The organism is Roseovarius sp. BRH_c41 (genome assembly GCF_000961715.1).
Taxonomy (GTDB): domain Bacteria; phylum Pseudomonadota; class Alphaproteobacteria; order Rhodobacterales; family Rhodobacteraceae; genus Roseovarius.
This window is the reverse complement of record NZ_LADY01000053.1, coordinates 25747-43048: the sequence shown is the minus strand read 5'-3', so window position 1 is coordinate 43048 and position 17302 is coordinate 25747. Positions and strand designations below refer to the sequence as shown.

General features: G+C 62.1%; 15 protein-coding genes. 7 read left to right on the top strand and 8 right to left on the bottom strand.

All coding sequences use genetic code 11. The annotated features are described in order from the left end of the window. Nucleotides 1–20 precede the first annotated feature (20 nt). The 4 genes from VR71_RS15420 to VR71_RS15405 are packed head-to-tail and all read right to left on the bottom strand — an operon-like array spanning nucleotide 21 to nucleotide 4213. On the bottom strand, nucleotides 21–1109 hold the full coding sequence (locus VR71_RS15420) for a PQQ-dependent sugar dehydrogenase (protein WP_045685637.1): 1089 nt from the start codon (nucleotides 1107–1109) through the stop codon (nucleotides 21–23). 31 nt (nucleotides 1110–1140) lie between these two features. Then, the gene (gene dxs, locus VR71_RS15415) at nucleotides 1141–3069 is read right to left on the bottom strand and encodes a 1-deoxy-D-xylulose-5-phosphate synthase (protein ID WP_045685770.1); all 1929 of its coding nucleotides are present in this window, start codon (nucleotides 3067–3069) and stop codon (nucleotides 1141–1143) included. A 32-nt stretch (nucleotides 3070–3101) separates the two neighbouring features. Beyond that, a complete protein-coding gene (locus VR71_RS15410) occupies nucleotides 3102–3965 on the bottom strand; it encodes a polyprenyl synthetase family protein (protein ID WP_045685635.1) in 864 nt (287 codons plus the stop codon). A gap of 5 nt (nucleotides 3966–3970) precedes the next feature. Continuing rightward, entirely contained in the window at nucleotides 3971–4213 is a 243-nt protein-coding gene (locus VR71_RS15405) for an exodeoxyribonuclease VII small subunit (RefSeq protein ID WP_045685634.1), read from the bottom strand. Nucleotides 4214–4315: 102 nt separating this feature from the next. Between VR71_RS15405 and VR71_RS15400 the strand changes: the two genes are divergently transcribed. After that, nucleotides 4316–5272 (top strand): phosphotransferase, encoded by a 957-nt coding sequence (locus VR71_RS15400; RefSeq protein ID WP_009818851.1) that lies wholly within the window; start codon nucleotides 4316–4318, stop codon nucleotides 5270–5272. Nucleotides 5273–5279: 7 nt separating this feature from the next. On the opposite strand, the gene VR71_RS15395 is transcribed toward VR71_RS15400, so the two are convergent. Genes VR71_RS15395 through VR71_RS15385 form a run of 3 tightly spaced genes read right to left on the bottom strand, consistent with a single transcriptional unit; the run spans nucleotide 5280 to nucleotide 6977 of the window. Then, the gene (locus VR71_RS15395; protein ID WP_045685632.1) at nucleotides 5280–5888 is read right to left on the bottom strand and encodes a pyridoxamine 5'-phosphate oxidase family protein; all 609 of its coding nucleotides are present in this window, start codon (nucleotides 5886–5888) and stop codon (nucleotides 5280–5282) included. 14 nt (nucleotides 5889–5902) lie between these two features. Continuing rightward, nucleotides 5903–6376, bottom strand: a complete 474-nt coding sequence (locus VR71_RS15390) for a nuclear transport factor 2 family protein (RefSeq protein ID WP_045685630.1) — start codon at nucleotides 6374–6376, stop codon at nucleotides 5903–5905. Nucleotides 6377–6431: 55 nt separating this feature from the next. Next, nucleotides 6432–6977, bottom strand: a complete 546-nt coding sequence (locus VR71_RS15385; protein ID WP_040651614.1) for a carboxymuconolactone decarboxylase family protein — start codon at nucleotides 6975–6977, stop codon at nucleotides 6432–6434. Nucleotides 6978–7103: 126 nt separating this feature from the next. On the opposite strand from VR71_RS15385, the gene VR71_RS15380 reads away from it, so the two are divergent. After that, nucleotides 7104–8024, top strand: coding sequence for a LysR substrate-binding domain-containing protein (locus VR71_RS15380; protein ID WP_045685628.1), 921 nt, complete (start codon nucleotides 7104–7106; stop codon nucleotides 8022–8024). A gap of 35 nt (nucleotides 8025–8059) precedes the next feature. Here the strand turns inward: VR71_RS15380 and VR71_RS15375 are convergent, their stop codons facing one another. Further along, the gene (locus VR71_RS15375; protein ID WP_045685626.1) at nucleotides 8060–10972 is read right to left on the bottom strand and encodes a calcium-binding protein; all 2913 of its coding nucleotides are present in this window, start codon (nucleotides 10970–10972) and stop codon (nucleotides 8060–8062) included. Between the two features lie 413 nt (nucleotides 10973–11385). On the opposite strand from VR71_RS15375, the gene VR71_RS15370 reads away from it, so the two are divergent. The 5 genes from VR71_RS15370 (at nucleotide 11386) to VR71_RS15350 (ending at nucleotide 17292) form a co-directional block, all read left to right on the top strand. Beyond that, nucleotides 11386–12063 carry a class I SAM-dependent methyltransferase gene (locus tag VR71_RS15370; protein WP_045685624.1) on the top strand — a complete coding sequence of 226 codons (678 nt, stop codon included), beginning with the start codon at nucleotides 11386–11388 and terminating at the stop codon, nucleotides 12061–12063. Nucleotides 12064–12111: 48 nt separating this feature from the next. Beyond that, nucleotides 12112–14070: an acyltransferase family protein gene (locus VR71_RS15365; protein ID WP_045685621.1), complete on the top strand. Its 1959-nt coding sequence runs from the start codon at nucleotides 12112–12114 to the stop codon at nucleotides 14068–14070. Between the two features lie 93 nt (nucleotides 14071–14163). Beyond that, nucleotides 14164–15147 carry a sulfotransferase domain-containing protein gene (locus VR71_RS15360; protein ID WP_009818843.1) on the top strand — a complete coding sequence of 328 codons (984 nt, stop codon included), beginning with the start codon at nucleotides 14164–14166 and terminating at the stop codon, nucleotides 15145–15147. Continuing rightward, complete coding sequence (locus VR71_RS15355; RefSeq protein WP_045685619.1) at nucleotides 15144–16292, top strand: ELM1/GtrOC1 family putative glycosyltransferase; 1149 nt, start codon at nucleotides 15144–15146, stop codon at nucleotides 16290–16292. The genes VR71_RS15360 and VR71_RS15355 overlap by 4 nt, the downstream gene beginning before the upstream one ends. Nucleotide 16293: 1 nt before the next feature. Beyond that, nucleotides 16294–17292 carry a diacylglycerol kinase family protein gene (locus tag VR71_RS15350; protein ID WP_045685616.1) on the top strand — a complete coding sequence of 333 codons (999 nt, stop codon included), beginning with the start codon at nucleotides 16294–16296 and terminating at the stop codon, nucleotides 17290–17292. Nucleotides 17293–17302 lie beyond the last annotated feature (10 nt).

Genomic DNA, 17302 nt, shown 5'->3' with positions numbered 1-17302 from the left:
TGAAAAGAATGCGGTCCAGGTCATTGCGAGAGCCGGTAGGCCGCGCCCTGCCCCACGCTGAGAAACCAGATCGAGCCATCCGGAGCCTCTCGGATGTCACGGACGCGGCGGGTATCAGAGGATTTGAGGCGCTCGACCTCTGTGAGCTGCGCGCCATCCAAGCGTGAGATCATGTCGAATTTCAATGAGCCTACGAATATGTCGCCGCGCCAGTCGGGGAACATGTCACCGGTGTAGATCATCATGCCCGAGGGCGCGATGGAGGGGTCCCAGTAATGGGCGGGTTGTTCCATGCCGGGTTTTTGCGTGCCTTCCCCGATCTTTAGCCCAGAGTAGTGACGTCCGTAGGAGATCACGGGCCAGCCATAATTGGCCCCTTTGGCGATGCGATTGACCTCATCGCCGCCGCGCGCGCCGTGTTCCACGACCCAAAGGTCGCCCTTGGCATCCAGCGCCGCGCCTTGCGGATTGCGGTGGCCATAGGACCAGATTTCGGGCTCTGCGCCTTTCGTTTGGGTGAAAGGATTATCGGCAGGGATGCGACCGTCACGGGCGATGCGAATGACCGACCCGTTCTGGCGGGCCAGATCCTGCGCCGAGGTGTCATCGCCCCGGTCACCGATGGTGGCGTAGAGCATCCCGTCGCGCCCCTCGACCAGCCGCGAGCCGAAGTGACGACCGCCGGAGGAGCCGGGTTCCAGTTCGAAAATCACCGTCCAATCGGTCAGGCGATCCGCGCCCGGTGCAAGGCGGGCATGGGCGATGGCGGTTCCTTGGCCGCCCTGCTGGGGTTTGGAATAGGTGAAATAAAGCTGACGCGTCCGGGCAAAGTCGCGCGGCACGAGGATGTCAAGCAAGCCCCCCTGCCCGCGTGTGGCTATTTGGGCCACGCCGGTGATTTCGCTGCGTTGGCCGTCCTGCACACGCAGCAGGCGACCGCCCTTTTCGGTGATCAGCACGCCACCCTCTGGTAGAAAGCCTATTGCCCAAGGCTCCGAGAGCCGGTCGACCATCTTGGTCACGGTGAGGTTGCCGGCGCTGCTCTCAAACGCGTGGGCGGGGGTGAGGGCGAGGGTGAGCGCGAGGATCAGGGGGGTAAGACGCAACATGATGTCTCCTTTCCCCTTAAAGATAGGAAGGTCAGGCGCGTTTGCCAGCAATCTGCGCGATGCCCAGCACATCCAGAACGCGCGCCTCGATATCAGAGGCGTTGAGGCGCGCCACGGCATACATATCCTCAGCGCTGGCCTGATCTATGAACGTGTCAGGCAGCACCATGGAGCGGAACTTGAAGCCGCGATCAAACACCTGAGCTTCGGCCAAGAAGTGACTGACATGGCTTGCAAATCCGCCGATTGCACCCTCTTCTATGGTGATCAGCGCCTCGTGGTTCTGCACGAGATCGAGAATCAGTTTCTCATCAAGTGGTTTGGCAAAGCGGGCGTCGGCGATGGTCGGCGTGATCCCGCGCGCGCGCAGGGATTCAGACGCCTTGAGCACCTCGGCGAGCCGGGTGCCGAAGGACAGGATGGCGACGCGCGCGCCCGTCTGAATGATGCGCCCCTTGCCGATTTCCAGCGCTTCGCCACGTTCGGGCATGGTTACACCCATCCCCTCGCCGCGCGGATAGCGGAAGGCAATCGGCCCCTCGTCATGCGCCACTGCAGTGGCGACCATATGGACAAGCTCTGCCTCATCGGCGGCGGCCATGACCACGAAACCGGGCAGATTGGCGAGAAAGGCGGTGTCAAACGCGCCCGCGTGGGTGGCACCGTCTGCGCCCACAAGCCCGGCACGGTCGATGGCAAACCGCACCGGAAGGCGCTGAATCGCCACATCATGAACGACCTGATCGTAACCACGTTGCAGAAAGGTCGAGTAGAGCGCGCAGAAGGGTTTCATCCCCCCCGCCGCCAGACCGGCCGAGAAGGTCACGGCGTGCTGTTCGGCGATGCCCACATCAAAGAGCCGCGACGGATAGCGTTCGGCAAAGAGATTGAGGCCCGTGCCATCGGGCATGGCGGCGGTCACGGCGCAGATTTTGTCATCCTGACCGGCGTGAGCCAGCAGCGCCTTGGCAAAGACGGAGGTGTAGCTGGGCGCATTGGAGGGCGATTTGCGCTGTTCTCCGGTGAGCACGTCGAATTTGGCGGTGGCATGGCCGCCGTCGCGGGCGCGCTCGGCGGGTCCGTAGCCCTTGCCCTTTTTGGTCAGGACGTGAATCAGGATCGGACCATTGGCGCGGGCCTTGACGGTGCGCAGGACGGGGAGCAGTTGGTGCAGGTCGTGGCCGTCGATGGGGCCGAGATAGCTGAAGCCAAGTTCTTCAAAGAGCGTGCCACCGACCGTCAACCCCTTGAGCATGTCCTTGGCGCGGCGCGCGCCCTCTTGAAAGGGGGGCGGCAGAAGAGAAATCGCCCCCTTGGCGGCGGCCTTGAAATCCTGAAACGGCTCACCCGCGTAGAGGCGTGAGAGATAGGAGGAAAGCGCGCCCACCGGCGGTGCGATGGACATCTCATTGTCGTTGAGGATGACGATCAGGCGCTTCTTGAGATGGCCTGCGTTGTTCATCGCCTCAAAGGCCATGCCCGCCGACATCGCCCCGTCGCCGATCACCGCGATGGAATCGCCAAGGCCCGAGGGGCAGTTGCCGCCCAGATCACGCGCCACGGCAAAGCCCAAGGCGGCGCTGATCGAGGTCGAGCTATGGGCCGCGCCAAAGGGATCGTAGGGGGATTCCGAGCGTTTGGTGAAGCCCGAGAGCCCGTCCTTTTGCCGCAGGGTGCGGATACGGTCACGCCGCCCGGTCAGGATCTTGTGCGGGTAGCATTGGTGCGAGACATCCCAAATGATCTTGTCCCGCGGGGCGTCAAACACCGCGTGCAGGGCGACGGTGAGTTCGACCACGCCCAGGCCCGCGCCCAGATGCCCGCCGGTTTCCGACACGGCCGAGATGGTTTCCGAACGCAATTCATGCGCCAGTTGCACCAGTTGGGGATCGGACAGCCGTTTGAGATCCGCAGGGCTGGCTGTCTGATCGAGCAAAGGTGTTTTCGGGCGGTCGGACATCATGCCCCTCCGTGGGGAAATTTCAGCACATTCTAGCTTTGGCGCGAGATAACGAAGCGGGCAAGGTCGCGCAAGGCACCCGCGCGCGCCCCGTAGCAAGATAGCGCGTCGCAAGCCTCTTCAACAAGGCTTGTCGCGCGGGTGCGGGCGCCCTCAAGACCGAGCAGCGAGACAAAGGTGGCCTTGCCCGCCGCGGCATCCTTGCCCACCGCCTTGCCTGCGGCGGCGGCATCGCCGGTCACGTCGATCACATCGTCCTGAATCTGAAAGGCGAGGCCAAGCGCGCGGGCGTAGGTGCTGAGGGGGGCACTGTCGGCCATGGCCATGCGCGCGCCTGCTGTGGCGGACCAGAGAATGAGCGCGCCGGTCTTGCCCGCCTGCAGGGTGGTGATCTCATCCAAGCTGAGCGGCGTTGTGGCGGTCTCGGCGGCGATGTCGAGCGCCTGACCCAGCACCATCCCCTGCCCGCCTGCGGCGCGGGCGAGGGTCAGTGTGAGGTCAGCGCGCACCGCAGCCGGGCCGCAGTCGGGATGCGCCACCAGCTCAAACGCCAGCGATTGCAGCGCGTCGCCCACGAGGATCGCGGTCGCCTCGTCCCATTTGACATGCACGGTGGGCTGACCCCGGCGCAGGGCGTCATTGTCCATGGCGGGCAGATCGTCATGGACGAGGGAATAGGCATGGAGTGCCTCGATGGCGGTGGCGGGCCAAAGCGCAGATGTCTCAGGCACCGCATGCAGCCGCGCGCTTTCCATCACCAGAAAGCCCCGGATGCGTTTGCCGCCTTGCGTGGCGTAGCGCATGCCCTCGGCCACGGGGCCGGTGCCAAAGGCGGCCAGAACGCGGGTCAGATGCGTTTGGATGACCTCGGCCTCGGCGGCAAGTCGCGCCTGCATCTGCGTCAGAGGCCGTCGACGGGCTTGGTGCCGGTGGGCTGGCCGTCGGCGTCGAGGGTGATGGCGGCGACTTTTTCCTCGGCTTCTTTCAGTTTTTCCTCGCAGCGTTTCTTGAGTTTGGCGCCGCGTTCATAGAGCGTGATCGACTCGTCCAGCGCCACATCGCCCCGTTCGAGGCGCCCGACGACCTGCTCCAGCTCTTTCATTGCCTGTTCAAAGGTCATCTCGGAGGGGGGGGTATCGGTCATGGCTGCGTCCTTCTGCGCGGGAATTCAGCACCGATCATAGGGCTGTGCGGCGAGGGGTGCAATTCGGTTGACGCCCCGGTGCGGCTGGGGGACAGTCGAGCCATGTCAGAGCCTGCCGCCCCCCTGCCTGATCTTGATGTGCTTGGCCGCGTGGATGCGCGCCTGCGGGCCCTTGTGACGGCGCATCCCGAGGTGGCGGGGCTCGATATTTCCGAGGTGCTGCGGATCGTGCCGGAGAAGCGCGCGGTGCTTGCTGGGCGCTTGGACGGGCGCGCGGTGGTGGCGCGGCTGGTGGAGCCGAAATATTCCGAAGCGTTGGCCAAGGAATGGGCCGAATTGCAACGCATCTGGCCGCATATGCAGACCGGGCGGTATTGCGTGGCAGAGCCGATCCTGCACCTGCCCGATGCGGGGTTGATGGTGATCGAACGGGTCGAAGGCGACCCCTTGCTGGAACATCTGTGGCAGCAAGATGTCGGCGCGCGCGCGCAGCATCTGCGCCCCGTCGCCGAGTGGCTGCGCCAATACACGGAGGTCAGCGAAAGCTGGCAGGAGGGCAATGCGACCGGGTGGTTGGCCAGAGTGGAGCGGGCAGCGGGCACACAGCCCTTTGCGCGGCTACGGCGGATCGAGGCGGCGATTCTGACGCATCTGCGCAGCATGACGCGGGCCTTGGAGGGCGCAGATTGGCGGGTGGCGATCAGCCATGGCGACTATCACCCGAACAACCTTATTCTGGGATCTGACCGGCTGACGGGGATTGACACTGGCGGCTCGGGGCGGATGCCCGTCTGCAAGGATATTGCACGGTTTCTGGTGCATATGGGTCGACGCGGCATGATCCCGTCCGGGCGGCGCTATCTGGGGGTGGATGCGGAGGGTCTTGAGGTCTTTGCCGACGTGTTCGCCTTGACCGAAATCGAGCGGTGGCTGTGGCTGCCGTTCTTTATCGGGGTGGAGGCCCTCATTCGGGTAGAGAACCGCACGCTCAAATCCAGCCGAATCCGGCGCGCGGAAGAGATGTATGCCCTCTTGCTCGAGGATCTGGCGGCGCGGTAAGCGGCCGTCAGGCGGGGCGTGTGATCAAGGCCTCTTCAAGGTCAGCAATGCGGGCGAGAAGAGGTGTGGTGAGCGCCTGCACCTCAGCGGCGCTGTGGCGTGGGGTGATATGTTGCGGGCAGTTCCAGTCGAAGCCTTCGACCGTGATCAGAAACCCCCGCTCGATCCGGGCGCGGTAATCGGGCATTTCCAGTTGTGCGAGTGTTGCCTGATCCTCGGGGTCGATGACGCGGGCGCGGCCAAAGAGTTTCAGCCGGGTGCGGTTAGGGTAGTCCATGAAAAACATCGACACGCGATCGTCCGTGCTCAGGTTGCCGAGGCTGATATATTGGCGATTGCCGCGAAAATCGGCAAAACCCAGCGTGCGGCTGTCCAGCACGCGCATAAAGCCAAGCGGGCCGCCGCGATGCTGGATATAGGGCCAGCCGGTTTCGGTGACCGTGGCCATGTAGAATGAGTCACGCACCGCGATGAAACCGGCCTCGTGTTCGGTCAGGTGCTGGTTCACCGCATCGGGCTGATGCTGCATTCGCGCGTAGGATGTGCGGCTGCCTTGCAACTCTTGCAGTTTTATGACCGATGGGGTGAAGGCGATATCGGCGAAATGATGGGGCATGGCATCCTCTGAGGTCAAAGGCCTAGATCGGACAGGCCGGGGTGATCGGCGGGGCGTGGTCCCTGTGGCCAGTGGAATTTGCGGGCGCTCTCTTGGATTGGTTGATCATTGATGCTGGCAAAGCGGAGGCGCATGAGGCCTGCCTCGTCGAAGTCCCAATTCTCATTGCCATGGCTGCGAAACCAGTTGCCGGCATCGTCGCGCCATTCATAGGCAAAGCGCACGGCGATGCGCGTGTCGGCAAAGGCCCAAAGCTCCTTGATCAGGCGATAGTCGAGTTCGCGGGTCCACTTGCGTGTCAGAAAGACCTTGATCTCGTCCCGGCCCACGGGGAATTCGGCGCGGTTGCGCCAGCGGCTGTCGGGTGTGTAGGCCAGCGCAACACGTTCGGGATCGCGGCTGTTCCAGCCATCCTCGGCCATGCGGACCTTTTGGGTGGCGGTGGCATGGGTGAAAGGCGGAAGGGGCGGACGGGTGTCTTGGGTCATAGGGCTCTCCGATCGGGGGATGTGACGCGGCGGAGGGCCGCGCCACAAGACTGTTTCAGGCGGCAGTGCGCAAGGCAACCGTTGGAAAGTCAATCTCGACCTGCGTGGCCTTGCCCAAGAGGTTGGTAAAGATGTTCATCGCGACATGGGTGATGATCTCGATGATCTCGGCGTCGGAATGTTCCGCTGCGCGCAGGGCGGCGAATTCGCTTTGGCTGACTTGTCCGGAATGTTCGACGAGCGCGCGGGCGAAGGTGAGCGCTGCCTCGGCCTTGGCATCCGCCGAGCGGCCTGCGCGGTTGGCCAGCATCTCATCCGCATCCAGCCCTGCCTTGCGGCCAATCGCGGTATGGGCGGAGACGCAATACTGACAGCCGTTCTGCTCGGCCACGGCAAGAGCGATGCGTTCGCGGGTCAAGGGATCGAGCACCCCTGCCCCGGCTATGCCATGCAGACCGAGAAAGGCCTGAAGCGCCGCAGGGGAATTGGCGAGAACCCGGATGAAATTGGGCACCATGCCAAGCGCGGAGTGCACCGCGTCTAGCAGCGCCTTGGCGTCTCCGGTGGCGGTTTGCGGGTCGATGACGGATACACGGGCCATATTGCGGCGTCCTTTTGTCTGAGGGGCAATGCGATCCTGCATTGCATGGCGGTAATTTGGTGCAGATTGGCATTTGAAAGAATAGATGAAATGTGGAATACTTTATTTCTCTGGGAGTAATAATTTATGAACCGCTTGCATGAGATCGAAGTCTTTATCGCCGTGGCGGAGGCAGGCAGTTTTGCGCGGGCCGCAACGCGGTTGCGTCTGTCGCCGCCTGCGGTGACACGGGCCGTAGCCGCACTTGAGGATCGGCTGGGTGCGAGGGTGTTCAATCGCACCACGCGCAGCGTCACGATCACCGACGTCGGTCGGCGGTTTCTGGAATCGGCGCGGCGCGTTGTCAGTGATCTGGAGAGTGCGGAGCGCGAGGCGCTGGGAGAGGCCGCCACGCCGCAGGGCCATCTGACGGTCACGGCCTCGGTCACATTCGGGCGGGCGGCGCTGGCGCCGCTGGTCTGCGAATTTCTGGCGCTGTATCCGCGTGTGACCGTGTCGGTGCTTTTGCTCGACCGGGTGGTCAATCTGGTCGAGGAAGGGGTCGATGTCGCGGCGCGTATCGGGCCGCTGCCGGATTCCGGCCTGATGGCCCGCAAGGTCGGGACCGTTCACAGGATTCTGGTGGCGAGTCCGGCGTATCTTGTGGCGCGCGGCGTGCCGATGACCCCGGCGGACCTGCGGGACCATGCGGTGGTGGGATTTACCGGGTTGATGCCAAATCGCGAGTGGCGCTATGTCAACGGCTCGAAAGTCGGGTCCGTGGCGCTGCATCCGCGTTTTGAGATCAATGATGCCGCGACGGCGATCGAAGCGGCTGTGCTGGGGCACGGCATTACGATTGCGCTATCCTATATGGTGGCCGATCTGATCCACGCGGGCCGGTTGGTGCCGGTGTTGCAAGCCTATACCCTGCCACCGCAGCCGGTGCATCTGGTCTATCCCGAGACGCGGTTGGTTGCGCCCAAGATCCGCGCCTTTCTCGATTTTGCGGCTCCGCGTCTGAAGGCGAGTTTGCACGATCTCACCCTGCGCGACGCGGGTGCGTAGTGCTTTTTCGGGCTCGCAAACATATCCGCATGAGATCAGAGGAAGAGAAAATCGTCCGAGGTGAGTTGCGCCGCCGTGATCCCCTCAACGAGGATCGTGTTGCCGTTCACGGTCATTTCCGCGCCCGCCGCCGTGTCGACGATACCCAAAGCCTCGACAAACCCGGCAATTCCGTTGCCGTTGTTGCTAATGTTTGCCTCGCCCGTTGCCGGATTGACGATCCGGATGAACAGGCGGTCGACGCCATCTTTGAAATCGGGGATCACGTCGCGCTCACCGTTGAAAAAGGCGGAGAAGACGAATTGATCTGCGCCTGCGCCGCCCATCATAAGATCGTTGCCAGCCCCGCCGTTGATCGTATCGTCGCCGGTGCCGCCGTCGATCAGATCGTCACGGCCACCCCCGGCCAGAAAATCATTGCCGTCGCCGCCCAAGATGTCGTCACCGCCCTCGCCGCCGCCCACGTTGTCGTGACCTGCCCCCGCGTTGATCGTATCACGACCTGCGCCGCCGCCGATGTCGTCATCGTCGCCGTTGCCGAAGATCAGGTCGTTGCCAAAGCTGCCCGAGATGCTGTCATTGCCAGCCCCGCCCGCAAGCATGTCGTTGCCGGCGCCACCTGCAACCACGTCATTGCCATTGCCGCCCAAAGCGCTGTCGTCGCCAAAGCCCGCGCCGATCACATCGTCGCCCTCACCGCCGTCGATCGTATCGTTGCCCGGACCGCCGCCTATGAAATCTCTACCCGGACCCGCATCGACCAGATCATCCCCGTCCGAGGCTGCAATGGAATCATTGCCACCGCCGCCCTCGAGATGGTCGTGCCCAAGGCCGCCCGACAACATGTCTGCACCCGCCTGACCGAGCAGCGTGTCGTTGTGATCGGTGCCGATGAGCGTACTGCCTTGAGCAAGGGCAACGGCAAAAACATCGGGGTCGTCCAGAATTTCCACCATGACATCAGCCACGCGCAGCCTCTGGTCGGAGAACTCGATCCATTCCACGCCGATCAGTTCATCTGTGCCAAGCGCGGAGACGACCCTTAGCCCTTCGCTCGTGAGGCTGAACGCGGCCGAGGCGCGTGTGATCGTGTCGAAAACTGCCACATCATCGCCGAGATCACCCCAGATCACGTCATCGCCTGCGCCCCCGTCAAGCAGATCATCGCCCGCGCCGCCAAGAAGGGTATCATCGCCCTGCCCACCGTTGAGGATGAAACGCGGTGTGAGAATTTGCGTATGGTGCGTCTCTTCGCCGGGTATGTCTCCGAGGCTGAGAGCGTCATCCCCTGTGACGACCGACACGACCCGGCGCGCGGTGCCGATGCTGGCAGCGATGCCATCGGTCACAGCCTCGACGTTCAAATAGACCAGTGACCAAGCCTGCATGGTGAGCAGAAAAGCGTCCAGATCTTGGGCACTGACGAGATCTATCAGGTCTGTCTCGATCACGACCTGGGCCGCCGCTTCATCCTGGCCACCTGCCCCGCCGTCCCAAAGTTCGGACCAAGACACCCGGTAAAGGGTATCCGCCGGATCACGCACGGCGCTGAAATCCAGCGTCAGGGCGTTTTCGGTTCCGCTGCGTTCCGAGAGGATGAACAAGGTTTGCGGGCCGGCCTCAAATCCGTGGATCGACACATTGCCTGCGTCCCGAAAGTCCAACGATGGTGTCATGCCGATCGTCTGGGTCAGTTGGGAATAGGCCTCACCTGCGGTTGTGAGATGGCCACGACAGAAACAGACCAAAGTCACCGAGCGGCTGAAATCGAACAAGGACGGCCAAAAGTGCGCGACAGTGACATCATGTGTCACCATTTCGTAGAACATATCGACATTCAACGCGGCCTGTTGGAGACCACGGTTGTTGCCGTAGTCAACCTCAGTGGTTCGACGCACGTTCCATTCGGTGATGTAAAAGTCCAGCTCCGGCAGGGTCTGATCCCGTCCTACGAGGGTGTCGCGCCAGAATTGCATTTGGCTGAAGCCGAATTGCTCTTGGGTGTCGGCGGCATCGAACCCGCCGTCGAGGTAATAATGTTCGCTCACCCCGTCGATGGCATTCGCGGCTTCGGATGTGTCAATGGAAAGAAGGGCCCCGTTGCCCTCCTTGACGGGTGTGGTGTCCTGAGCAAAGGCCGAGAGGATGGCGATGTTCTGTGAGCGGGCCGTGCCCTGAGAGGGAACAACCACCTGTGTGAGCTGATCGACGGGAGGCATACCCACACCACCGATTTGCTGTGGGTCATAGACGAATCCCGTGGTCGCATCGACGTAAAGGGTCCCATCGCCATTGGGCGAAAAAAGACCGGCCGAACTGAGGGTCTGAACCACGATATCCGGTTGATCGGCGCGGTGAAGGCCAAGATCAAGCAAGGTGTTTTCGATTGTCTGGGATACGGCAGCGGCCAGATTGCCGTATTCCTGCGCCGCCATCCGTCCCGATGCCCAGAATTCGTTGCCGATTTCGAAGGCATCGATTGTCACGCCCATAGCCGTGGCTTCTTGTACCGCCATGGCGACGAAATCCGCCACATCCGCGAGATAGTCGGCGGACAGAATGCGGGTTCCGTAGGTCCCGGCCAAGAGCGCCTCGCCCGCCGATTGCGTGAACCCGACCGAGGTGGGAATGACAAGCGTCGTGCTCGTGCCAAGTGAGGCGGCCAGGTCCATGAAGTCGGAAAACGCGATCAAATCCAGATCGCCGGAGTTCTCGTAGGATCCGACCATCCGGTTATGGCTTCCGCCCGCGATATCCGAAATGTCGAAATGGGTTTCGGTGATCGTGCCGCCGGGATACCTGAGATTGGTGATTCCGGCCTCGCCAAACCGGTCAAGGACGTCCTGCCGTAAGGATACATCCGTGGTAAGCGTGAGATTGGCGCCAAACATCTCTGAGGAGATTTCGGTCCTTGACGTCTCATCTGTTTGGTCAACAATATGCAGCATTGATCGGAGTCCGTCCAGACGTAGACTTGGAAAGTATTTCGAAAAAACAAAGGTCTATTGGTTAATTTGCCCTGTGTCTCAGATGCTCGTGCAAGAACCGTGCAAAGTTTTTGGGAAACGGAAGGAATTACTCTGGGAAATCAGAATACTACTTTAAGGAGAGTTGTCTAGAAGTCTTCTCTAATGGCGTGAGTGGATTCTGACGCGCATTTCCAGGTCTCAGCCACTGTGGCGGCACATCGTGGCCATGGCCTCTGGACCATCCGGATTTGACCGGATGACGCGGGCGATAGCGGTCTTTTGCCGCTTTCAGGCCCCCTTGGGCGATTTTCATGTCGAAACGTCCGCATTTAATCTCTATGAGGGCGTCAAATCGGTAAACAGACCCTATTTTTGCAAGAACGGAAGTCCCAATGACGGCATATGCGCGTGGCAACCCCAGCCCTGAATACCTCGACATGGTTGCCATGTACGAGACGCTGCATACCGAAGGCGAAAGTATCGCCAAGAAATCTGGCAAGGATACATTTCCGGGCAAGATGCTGATCCGGCACACGCCGGGCATCAAGGAGATGATCGACCGGACGGGCGCGCGCAGTATTCTCGACTATGGGGCAGGCAAAGGTGCTGGCTATGAGCAGCGCAACATCGCCCTGTCGAATGGCGACACGGCCAGCAGCATTCAGGACTATTGGGGGATCAGCGACATCCGCTGTTACGATCCGGGGCATGAGCCGTTCAAGGATCTGCCCGATAGCCAATATGACGGCGTGATCTGCACCGATGTTCTGGAGCATATCACCACACCGGATGTGCCGTGGATCGTGGACGAGATGTTCAGCTATGCGCGCAAGTTTCTCTATGCCAATGTCGCGTGCTACCCGGCGGTCAAGGTGCTGCCCAACGGACAGAATGTGCATTGCACGGTCAAATCACCGGATTGGTGGGCCGGGTTGTTTCATGCCATTGCGATGCGGCACACGGATGTGTCGTTCCGGCTCATCACCTCGACGGCAACCGGGCGGAAGAAGAAGTTCGGCTTCGCCAAGAACCGTAAGAAGGCGTATCAAACGGTCGAACGGATGGCGTGACCCGGTCGGCTGGCCGGGGAACGCGCAGGGATCATGAGTGGTGTTTCAATGAAATACAGACCCGAAGTTGATGGTCTGCGCGCGGTCGCGATTCTGCCGGTGGTGCTCTATCACGCGGGCAGCCCGTGGTTTCCCGGCGGGTTCGTTGGCGTGGATGTGTTCTTTGTCATCTCGGGCTATCTGATCACCTCGATCATCCTGGCCGAGCGTGCGGCGGGCCACTTTACGTTGGCCGGGTTCTATGGCCGCCGCATCCGGCGTATCTTTCCGGCGCTCTTTGCGATGATGGGGATCAGCTATCCGATCGCATGGCTGCTGCTCGACCCATCGGCAATGGCCGAGTTTTCCAGCAGTATCGCGGCCTCGACCGTGTTTTTCGCCAATGTCTATTTCCTTGAGGTCAGCGGCTATTTTGCGACGGCGGCGGAATTCAAGCCGCTTTTGCACAATTGGAGCCTGTCGGTCGAAGAGCAGTTTTACTTGATCTTTCCGATGGCGGTGCTGTTGACATGGCGTGCCGGGTCAAAGTGGCAGGTCCGCATTTTCATCGCGGTGGCGCTTCTCAGCCTTGCCCTTGCGCAATGGCAGATCGCGCGCGGCAATGAAGCGCGCGCGTTTTTCCTGCTCTATGCGCGTCTGTGGGAGCTGATGGTGGGCGTTGTCATCGCCTATTGGCTGGCCACGCCGCAAGGGGCAGCCCTGCGCGAGAGCGGCCGGTGGCGTCACGGCGCGCTTTTGGGTTTGGCGCTCATTCTCTGGGCGGTGTTCACCTTTGACACTGAAACGAAATTTCCGGGGCTGGCGGCACTCTTGCCCTGCGTTGGCGCGGCTCTGGTCATCGCCTGTGCCAAGGGGCAGAGTCTGTCGGGCCGCCTGCTTGGCTGGCGTCCGGTCGTCTTTGTCGGGCTGGTCAGCTATTCGCTCTATCTCTGGCATGTGCCGGCGCTGGTCTTTACCCGTATTGGAACCGGGCGCGACGACCTTGGGCTCATGCTCAGTGCCTGTGCGCTCGCCTTTGTCCTTGCCTGCCTAAGTTGGCGCTATGTTGAACGACCGTTTCGGCGCATGCGCGCGCTGCCGCCCCTGCGCCTGTTTGGCACGGCGGCCGTGTGCATGGCGGTGCTGGGCGGTCTGGGCCTTTGGGGGCAGGAAACCGACGGGTTTCGCGCGCATTACCTTGCCAACCGGCTCGATCCCGTGACGCGCGCCAATTATGAGCGGTTTAGCCCGACCGCCACCCGCGCGCGCGTGGCCGATGACGGCTGTCGCTTTCGCGACGAAGAGATCAAGGATGAGTTCGGCACGCGGTTGCAGGACTGCGCCGCACGGCATGGGCCGGGAATTTTCATCCTTGGGGACTCTCATGCCGAGAATGTCTATAACGCCCTGCGCAGCACCAAGCAGTTCCCGTTTCTTGTGGCCCTCACGCGCGGCGGCTGCAGACCCTATAAATACAAGCCCGAATGCTCTTATGAGGCGGCGATCCCGTTTCTGGAGGCGCATCGCGACGCCGTGGCACAGGTGGTTTTTCATGTCTCCGGCTCGCATTACATTCTCGATCACCGCAACGAAGGTGACACTGACGCGGCGTTTGAGCCGGGCACCGAGGCGCGGATTGCTGACGAGAATATTACCCTCACCTCGGCCTATCTGGCGCGCTTGCCCAAGGGGCTTGATGTGCTCTGGCTTGGCCCCTTTGCCGAGGCGCGGGTGGACCTGAGCAACCCTGGTAATTACAGCCCCGAGCGGCTGCGCTTCAACCCGGTGGCGCTGGCGCATTTTGAGGCGTTGGAGGGGCGGCTCAGGGCCGAGACCGAGGGGCAGAGCGCCTATCGCTATGTCTCGCTGTTGGAGGCGCTCGCATTCGATCAAGACACGCTGTTACAGGGCGATTGCCTGACCTTTTGGGACGTGGATCATTTCAGCCCCTGCGGCGAACGCCTGTTCGGTCCGACCATCGCCGATCTGGTGCAGGGCAAGGCTCTGCTCACGCAGTCACGCTTTTGATATGGCAAATCGGATGTAGAATGAGTAAGCGACCCTCGAAACCGGTCACACTGCGACCGCCCGGCGTGAAACCGGCAGAAAAGGCCCAAGCCCATGCGTGACACTCTCCGCCTGCTGCGCGCCTCCTTTCCCGAGGCCAGCAAGGTCGTCTGGCGCAAGGCCAGTCGGCGCCTGCTCAAGCTCAAGATGGATATGAAAGGTGCGGGTCAAGACGAGCGCATCCGCGCTGAACGCCAGATGCGCGGCCGCGAGCAATTCGCCAGCCTGCAACGCGCCGATGCCGTGGTTGTGTCCTTTGGCAAGAGCGGGCGCACATGGCTGCGGGTGATGATCTCGCGGCTCTATCAACAGGTCTATGATCTGCCCGAGGATATTCTGATCGGGTTCGACAATTTTCACAACATGGACCGACGCGCGCCGCGGCTGTTCTTTACCCATGACAATTACATCGGCGATTTCACTGGCCATACCGACAGCAAGGCGGATTTCTACGACAAACAAGTTCTCTTGATGATGCGCGACCCGCGCGATGTGGCGGTGTCACAGTTCTTTCAGTGGCGGTTTCGTATGCCCTCTGAAAAAAAGCTGCTCAACGAATATCCGGCCCATGGGGATGACACCTCGATCTATGATTTCGTGCTGCATGAGGGTGGTGGCCTGCCCAAGATCATCGACTTCATGAATATCTGGGCGCGGGAAATGGACAAGATGCGCGCGCTCTGTCTCATCCGCTATGAGGATATGCGCGCCAATCCCCAGACGGTGCTGACCGAGGTCGCGCAGTTTCTGGAGATTCCCGCCGATGCCGCCGTGATCCAAGAGGCGGTGGATTATGCGGATTTCGAGAATATGAAGAAGAAAGAGGCCGACAGCAGTTTCCGCCTGAGTGGCGCGCGCGTCGCCCCTGGCGACAAGAGCAATCCCGACAGCTACAAGACCCGGCGCGCCAAGGTGGGCGGCTATCGCGACTATTTCGACGATGCGCAGGTGGCGGTGATCGACGCGCTGGTCGAGGCGCGGCTGGACCCGGTTTACCGCTATGGCGTGACGACCAAAGCGGACAAACCGGCGGAATGAGTCAGTCCGAGACACCACCCCGGATCTGGCGGGTTCTGGGGGACAAGCGCGGTGACAATGCTCAGGTCGAGATTGTCGCCGAGGCGTTGGCCCGGGACCGCGGCTGGGTGTCGGACCTGCGGCATCTGGAGATGTTGCCGCAATTCGTGGTCGGCAAGCCGCGCGTGGGGCCGACGCTCTATCACATTGATCAGAGCCTGAGTGATCCGATCGAGCCGCCCTGGCCCGATCTGATCCTGACACGTGGCCGACGCCCCGCCAATGTGGCGCTCTGGATCAAGAAGCAATCGGGCGGGCGGGCGCGGATCGTGCTGGTGGGCAAGCCTGCGGGCTGGTTCTCGCATCAGATGGCGCAGTTCGATCTGATCGTCACGAGTTCCGAGACCCTGCCTGCGCCGTTCGACAACGTCATGCAGATTGATCTGCCGCTGATGAAGATCAGTGAAGCGCGGCTAGAGGCCGGGCGCAAAGCGTGGCAAGCGCGGCTGGACACCCTGCCCCGTCCTTTGGTGGTGTTTCTCATTGGCGGGCCGACCAGCCCCTTTGTCTATAATGCCGAGATGGAGGCGCGGTTGCGCGCGCGCATGGCGCAGGTGCTGGCCGAGGGCGGCACGCCCTATATCGTTGGCTCACGGCGCACGCCAAAGGGGTTTCTGGACCGCGTAACGGCGGGCCTGTCCGACGGGGTGCAGCGCTTTGACTGGAGCCAGCCGGACAGTGAAAACCCCTATACCGGCCTGCTTGCCCTTGCCGATCGGTTTGTAGTGACCGGCGACAGCATTTCGATGCTGGTCGAGGTGGCGCGTCTGGGCAAAGCGTTGGAAATCGTGGCCCTGCCCTATGGCGGCTTGGGCAAGCTTGATGATCTGCGCAGGCGGGCGGCGGCGTGGATGTTTCAGGCGCGCCGCAACGAGGGGCCGGGCGAGGCGCTGCGTCTTGCACTCGCGCGCGGGCTTTACCACATGCGGTTGCTACAGCAGACCCGGCATTTCCCCGGCTTTCATCAAATCCTGATTGATCGCGGTTTGGCCTCATGGATGGGCGAGCCAAGCGCGGGCATCGGCGACCATCCGGCCCTGTCGGCAACGGATGGCGATGTGGCGCGCATCCTTGCGCGGATTGATCCGCTCTTGTCGGGGCGTTGACATGAGCAAGACCAGCGGCGCGACCCGCATTTGTATGATCAGCAACCCAACGAGCGGCAATAACCGCAAATGGCAGGTGGATATTGAGGCGCGGCTGGCGGCCTATCCGCAGGTCGCGCATCACGTTACCCGCTCTCCACAAGAGGCCGAGGCGCTTGTGCCGGACCTGGCCGCAGCACAGCCCGATGTGGTGGTGATCAACGGTGGCGACGGCACGATTGCCGCTGCCTTGGGCATGATCCTGACGCATTGGCCGCGTGACAGCCTGCCGCTGATCATCATCCTGCCCGGCGGCACCGCGAATATGACGGCAGGGGATATTGGCACCGCCTCGTCGCACCGCCGGGCGTTGAAGCGGTTTTTTCGCTGGCTGGATCGCGGCGCGCCGCTGTCAGGCGACATTCGCACGCGCCACATCATGCGGGTGACGGGGGCGGCGGATGGCCATATCCGCCACGGCATGTTTCTGGGAACCGGGGCGATCATGCAGGCCACGCGGTTTGCCCATAAGAACGTGCATTCGCGCGGGCTGGGCGGTGAGATCAGCCTTGGGATTATCCTCATCCGCTCGGTCTGGGGGTTGATCCGCCAAGACCCGCGGTTCTATCAGCCCACCCATGTTGCCATGACGGTGCAGAGCGGGACGGGTGCGGATGTCACGCGCGACACAGCCCCGATGCTGATCCTTGTGGCCAGCACGCTGGGGCGGCTTTTCCTCGGCATTCGGCCCTTTTGGGCCAAGGACGCGGCGCCCATTGGTCTGACGGCGATCCGGGGCGGTGCGCGACGGTTTGCCCGCGCCTTTCCGTCGGTGTTGCGCGGGCGTCCCAACCGGCATGTGACGGCAGAAAACGGCTATGAGAGCTTTCGCGGCGAGCGGATCGAATTGTGCTTTGACGGCGAGCTGAACCTTGATGGCGAGCTTTTCGCCACTTCCGGGACCGATGTGCCGCTCGTGATCCGCGCCGAAGGGCCAATCCGGTTCTTGCGGCCTCGGTAGGGCAACGCTT

What these genes read in the sequence shown, in the direction of transcription:
- VR71_RS15350 (WP_045685616.1), top strand. Translation starts at nt 16,294, where the DNA reads ATGAGCAAGACCAGCGGCGCGACCCGCATTTGTATGATCAGCAACCCA.
- VR71_RS15400 (WP_009818851.1), top strand. Translation starts at nt 4,316, where the DNA reads ATGTCAGAGCCTGCCGCCCCCCTGCCTGATCTTGATGTGCTTGGCCGC.
- dxs (WP_045685770.1), bottom strand. Translation starts at nt 3,069, where the DNA reads ATGTCCGACCGCCCGAAAACACCTTTGCTCGATCAGACAGCCAGCCCT.
- VR71_RS15395 (WP_045685632.1), bottom strand. Translation starts at nt 5,888, where the DNA reads ATGCCCCATCATTTCGCCGATATCGCCTTCACCCCATCGGTCATAAAA.
- VR71_RS15410 (WP_045685635.1), bottom strand. Translation starts at nt 3,965, where the DNA reads ATGCAGGCGCGACTTGCCGCCGAGGCCGAGGTCATCCAAACGCATCTG.
- VR71_RS15405 (WP_045685634.1), bottom strand. Translation starts at nt 4,213, where the DNA reads ATGACCGATACCCCCCCCTCCGAGATGACCTTTGAACAGGCAATGAAA.
- VR71_RS15365 (WP_045685621.1), top strand. Translation starts at nt 12,112, where the DNA reads ATGAAATACAGACCCGAAGTTGATGGTCTGCGCGCGGTCGCGATTCTG.
- VR71_RS15390 (WP_045685630.1), bottom strand. Translation starts at nt 6,376, where the DNA reads ATGACCCAAGACACCCGTCCGCCCCTTCCGCCTTTCACCCATGCCACC.
- VR71_RS15385 (WP_040651614.1), bottom strand. Translation starts at nt 6,977, where the DNA reads ATGGCCCGTGTATCCGTCATCGACCCGCAAACCGCCACCGGAGACGCC.
- VR71_RS15380 (WP_045685628.1), top strand. Translation starts at nt 7,104, where the DNA reads ATGAACCGCTTGCATGAGATCGAAGTCTTTATCGCCGTGGCGGAGGCA.
- VR71_RS15420 (WP_045685637.1), bottom strand. Translation starts at nt 1,109, where the DNA reads ATGTTGCGTCTTACCCCCCTGATCCTCGCGCTCACCCTCGCCCTCACC.
- VR71_RS15360 (WP_009818843.1), top strand. Translation starts at nt 14,164, where the DNA reads ATGCGTGACACTCTCCGCCTGCTGCGCGCCTCCTTTCCCGAGGCCAGC.
- VR71_RS15370 (WP_045685624.1), top strand. Translation starts at nt 11,386, where the DNA reads ATGACGGCATATGCGCGTGGCAACCCCAGCCCTGAATACCTCGACATG.
- VR71_RS15355 (WP_045685619.1), top strand. Translation starts at nt 15,144, where the DNA reads ATGAGTCAGTCCGAGACACCACCCCGGATCTGGCGGGTTCTGGGGGAC.
- VR71_RS15375 (WP_045685626.1), bottom strand. Translation starts at nt 10,972, where the DNA reads ATGCTGCATATTGTTGACCAAACAGATGAGACGTCAAGGACCGAAATC.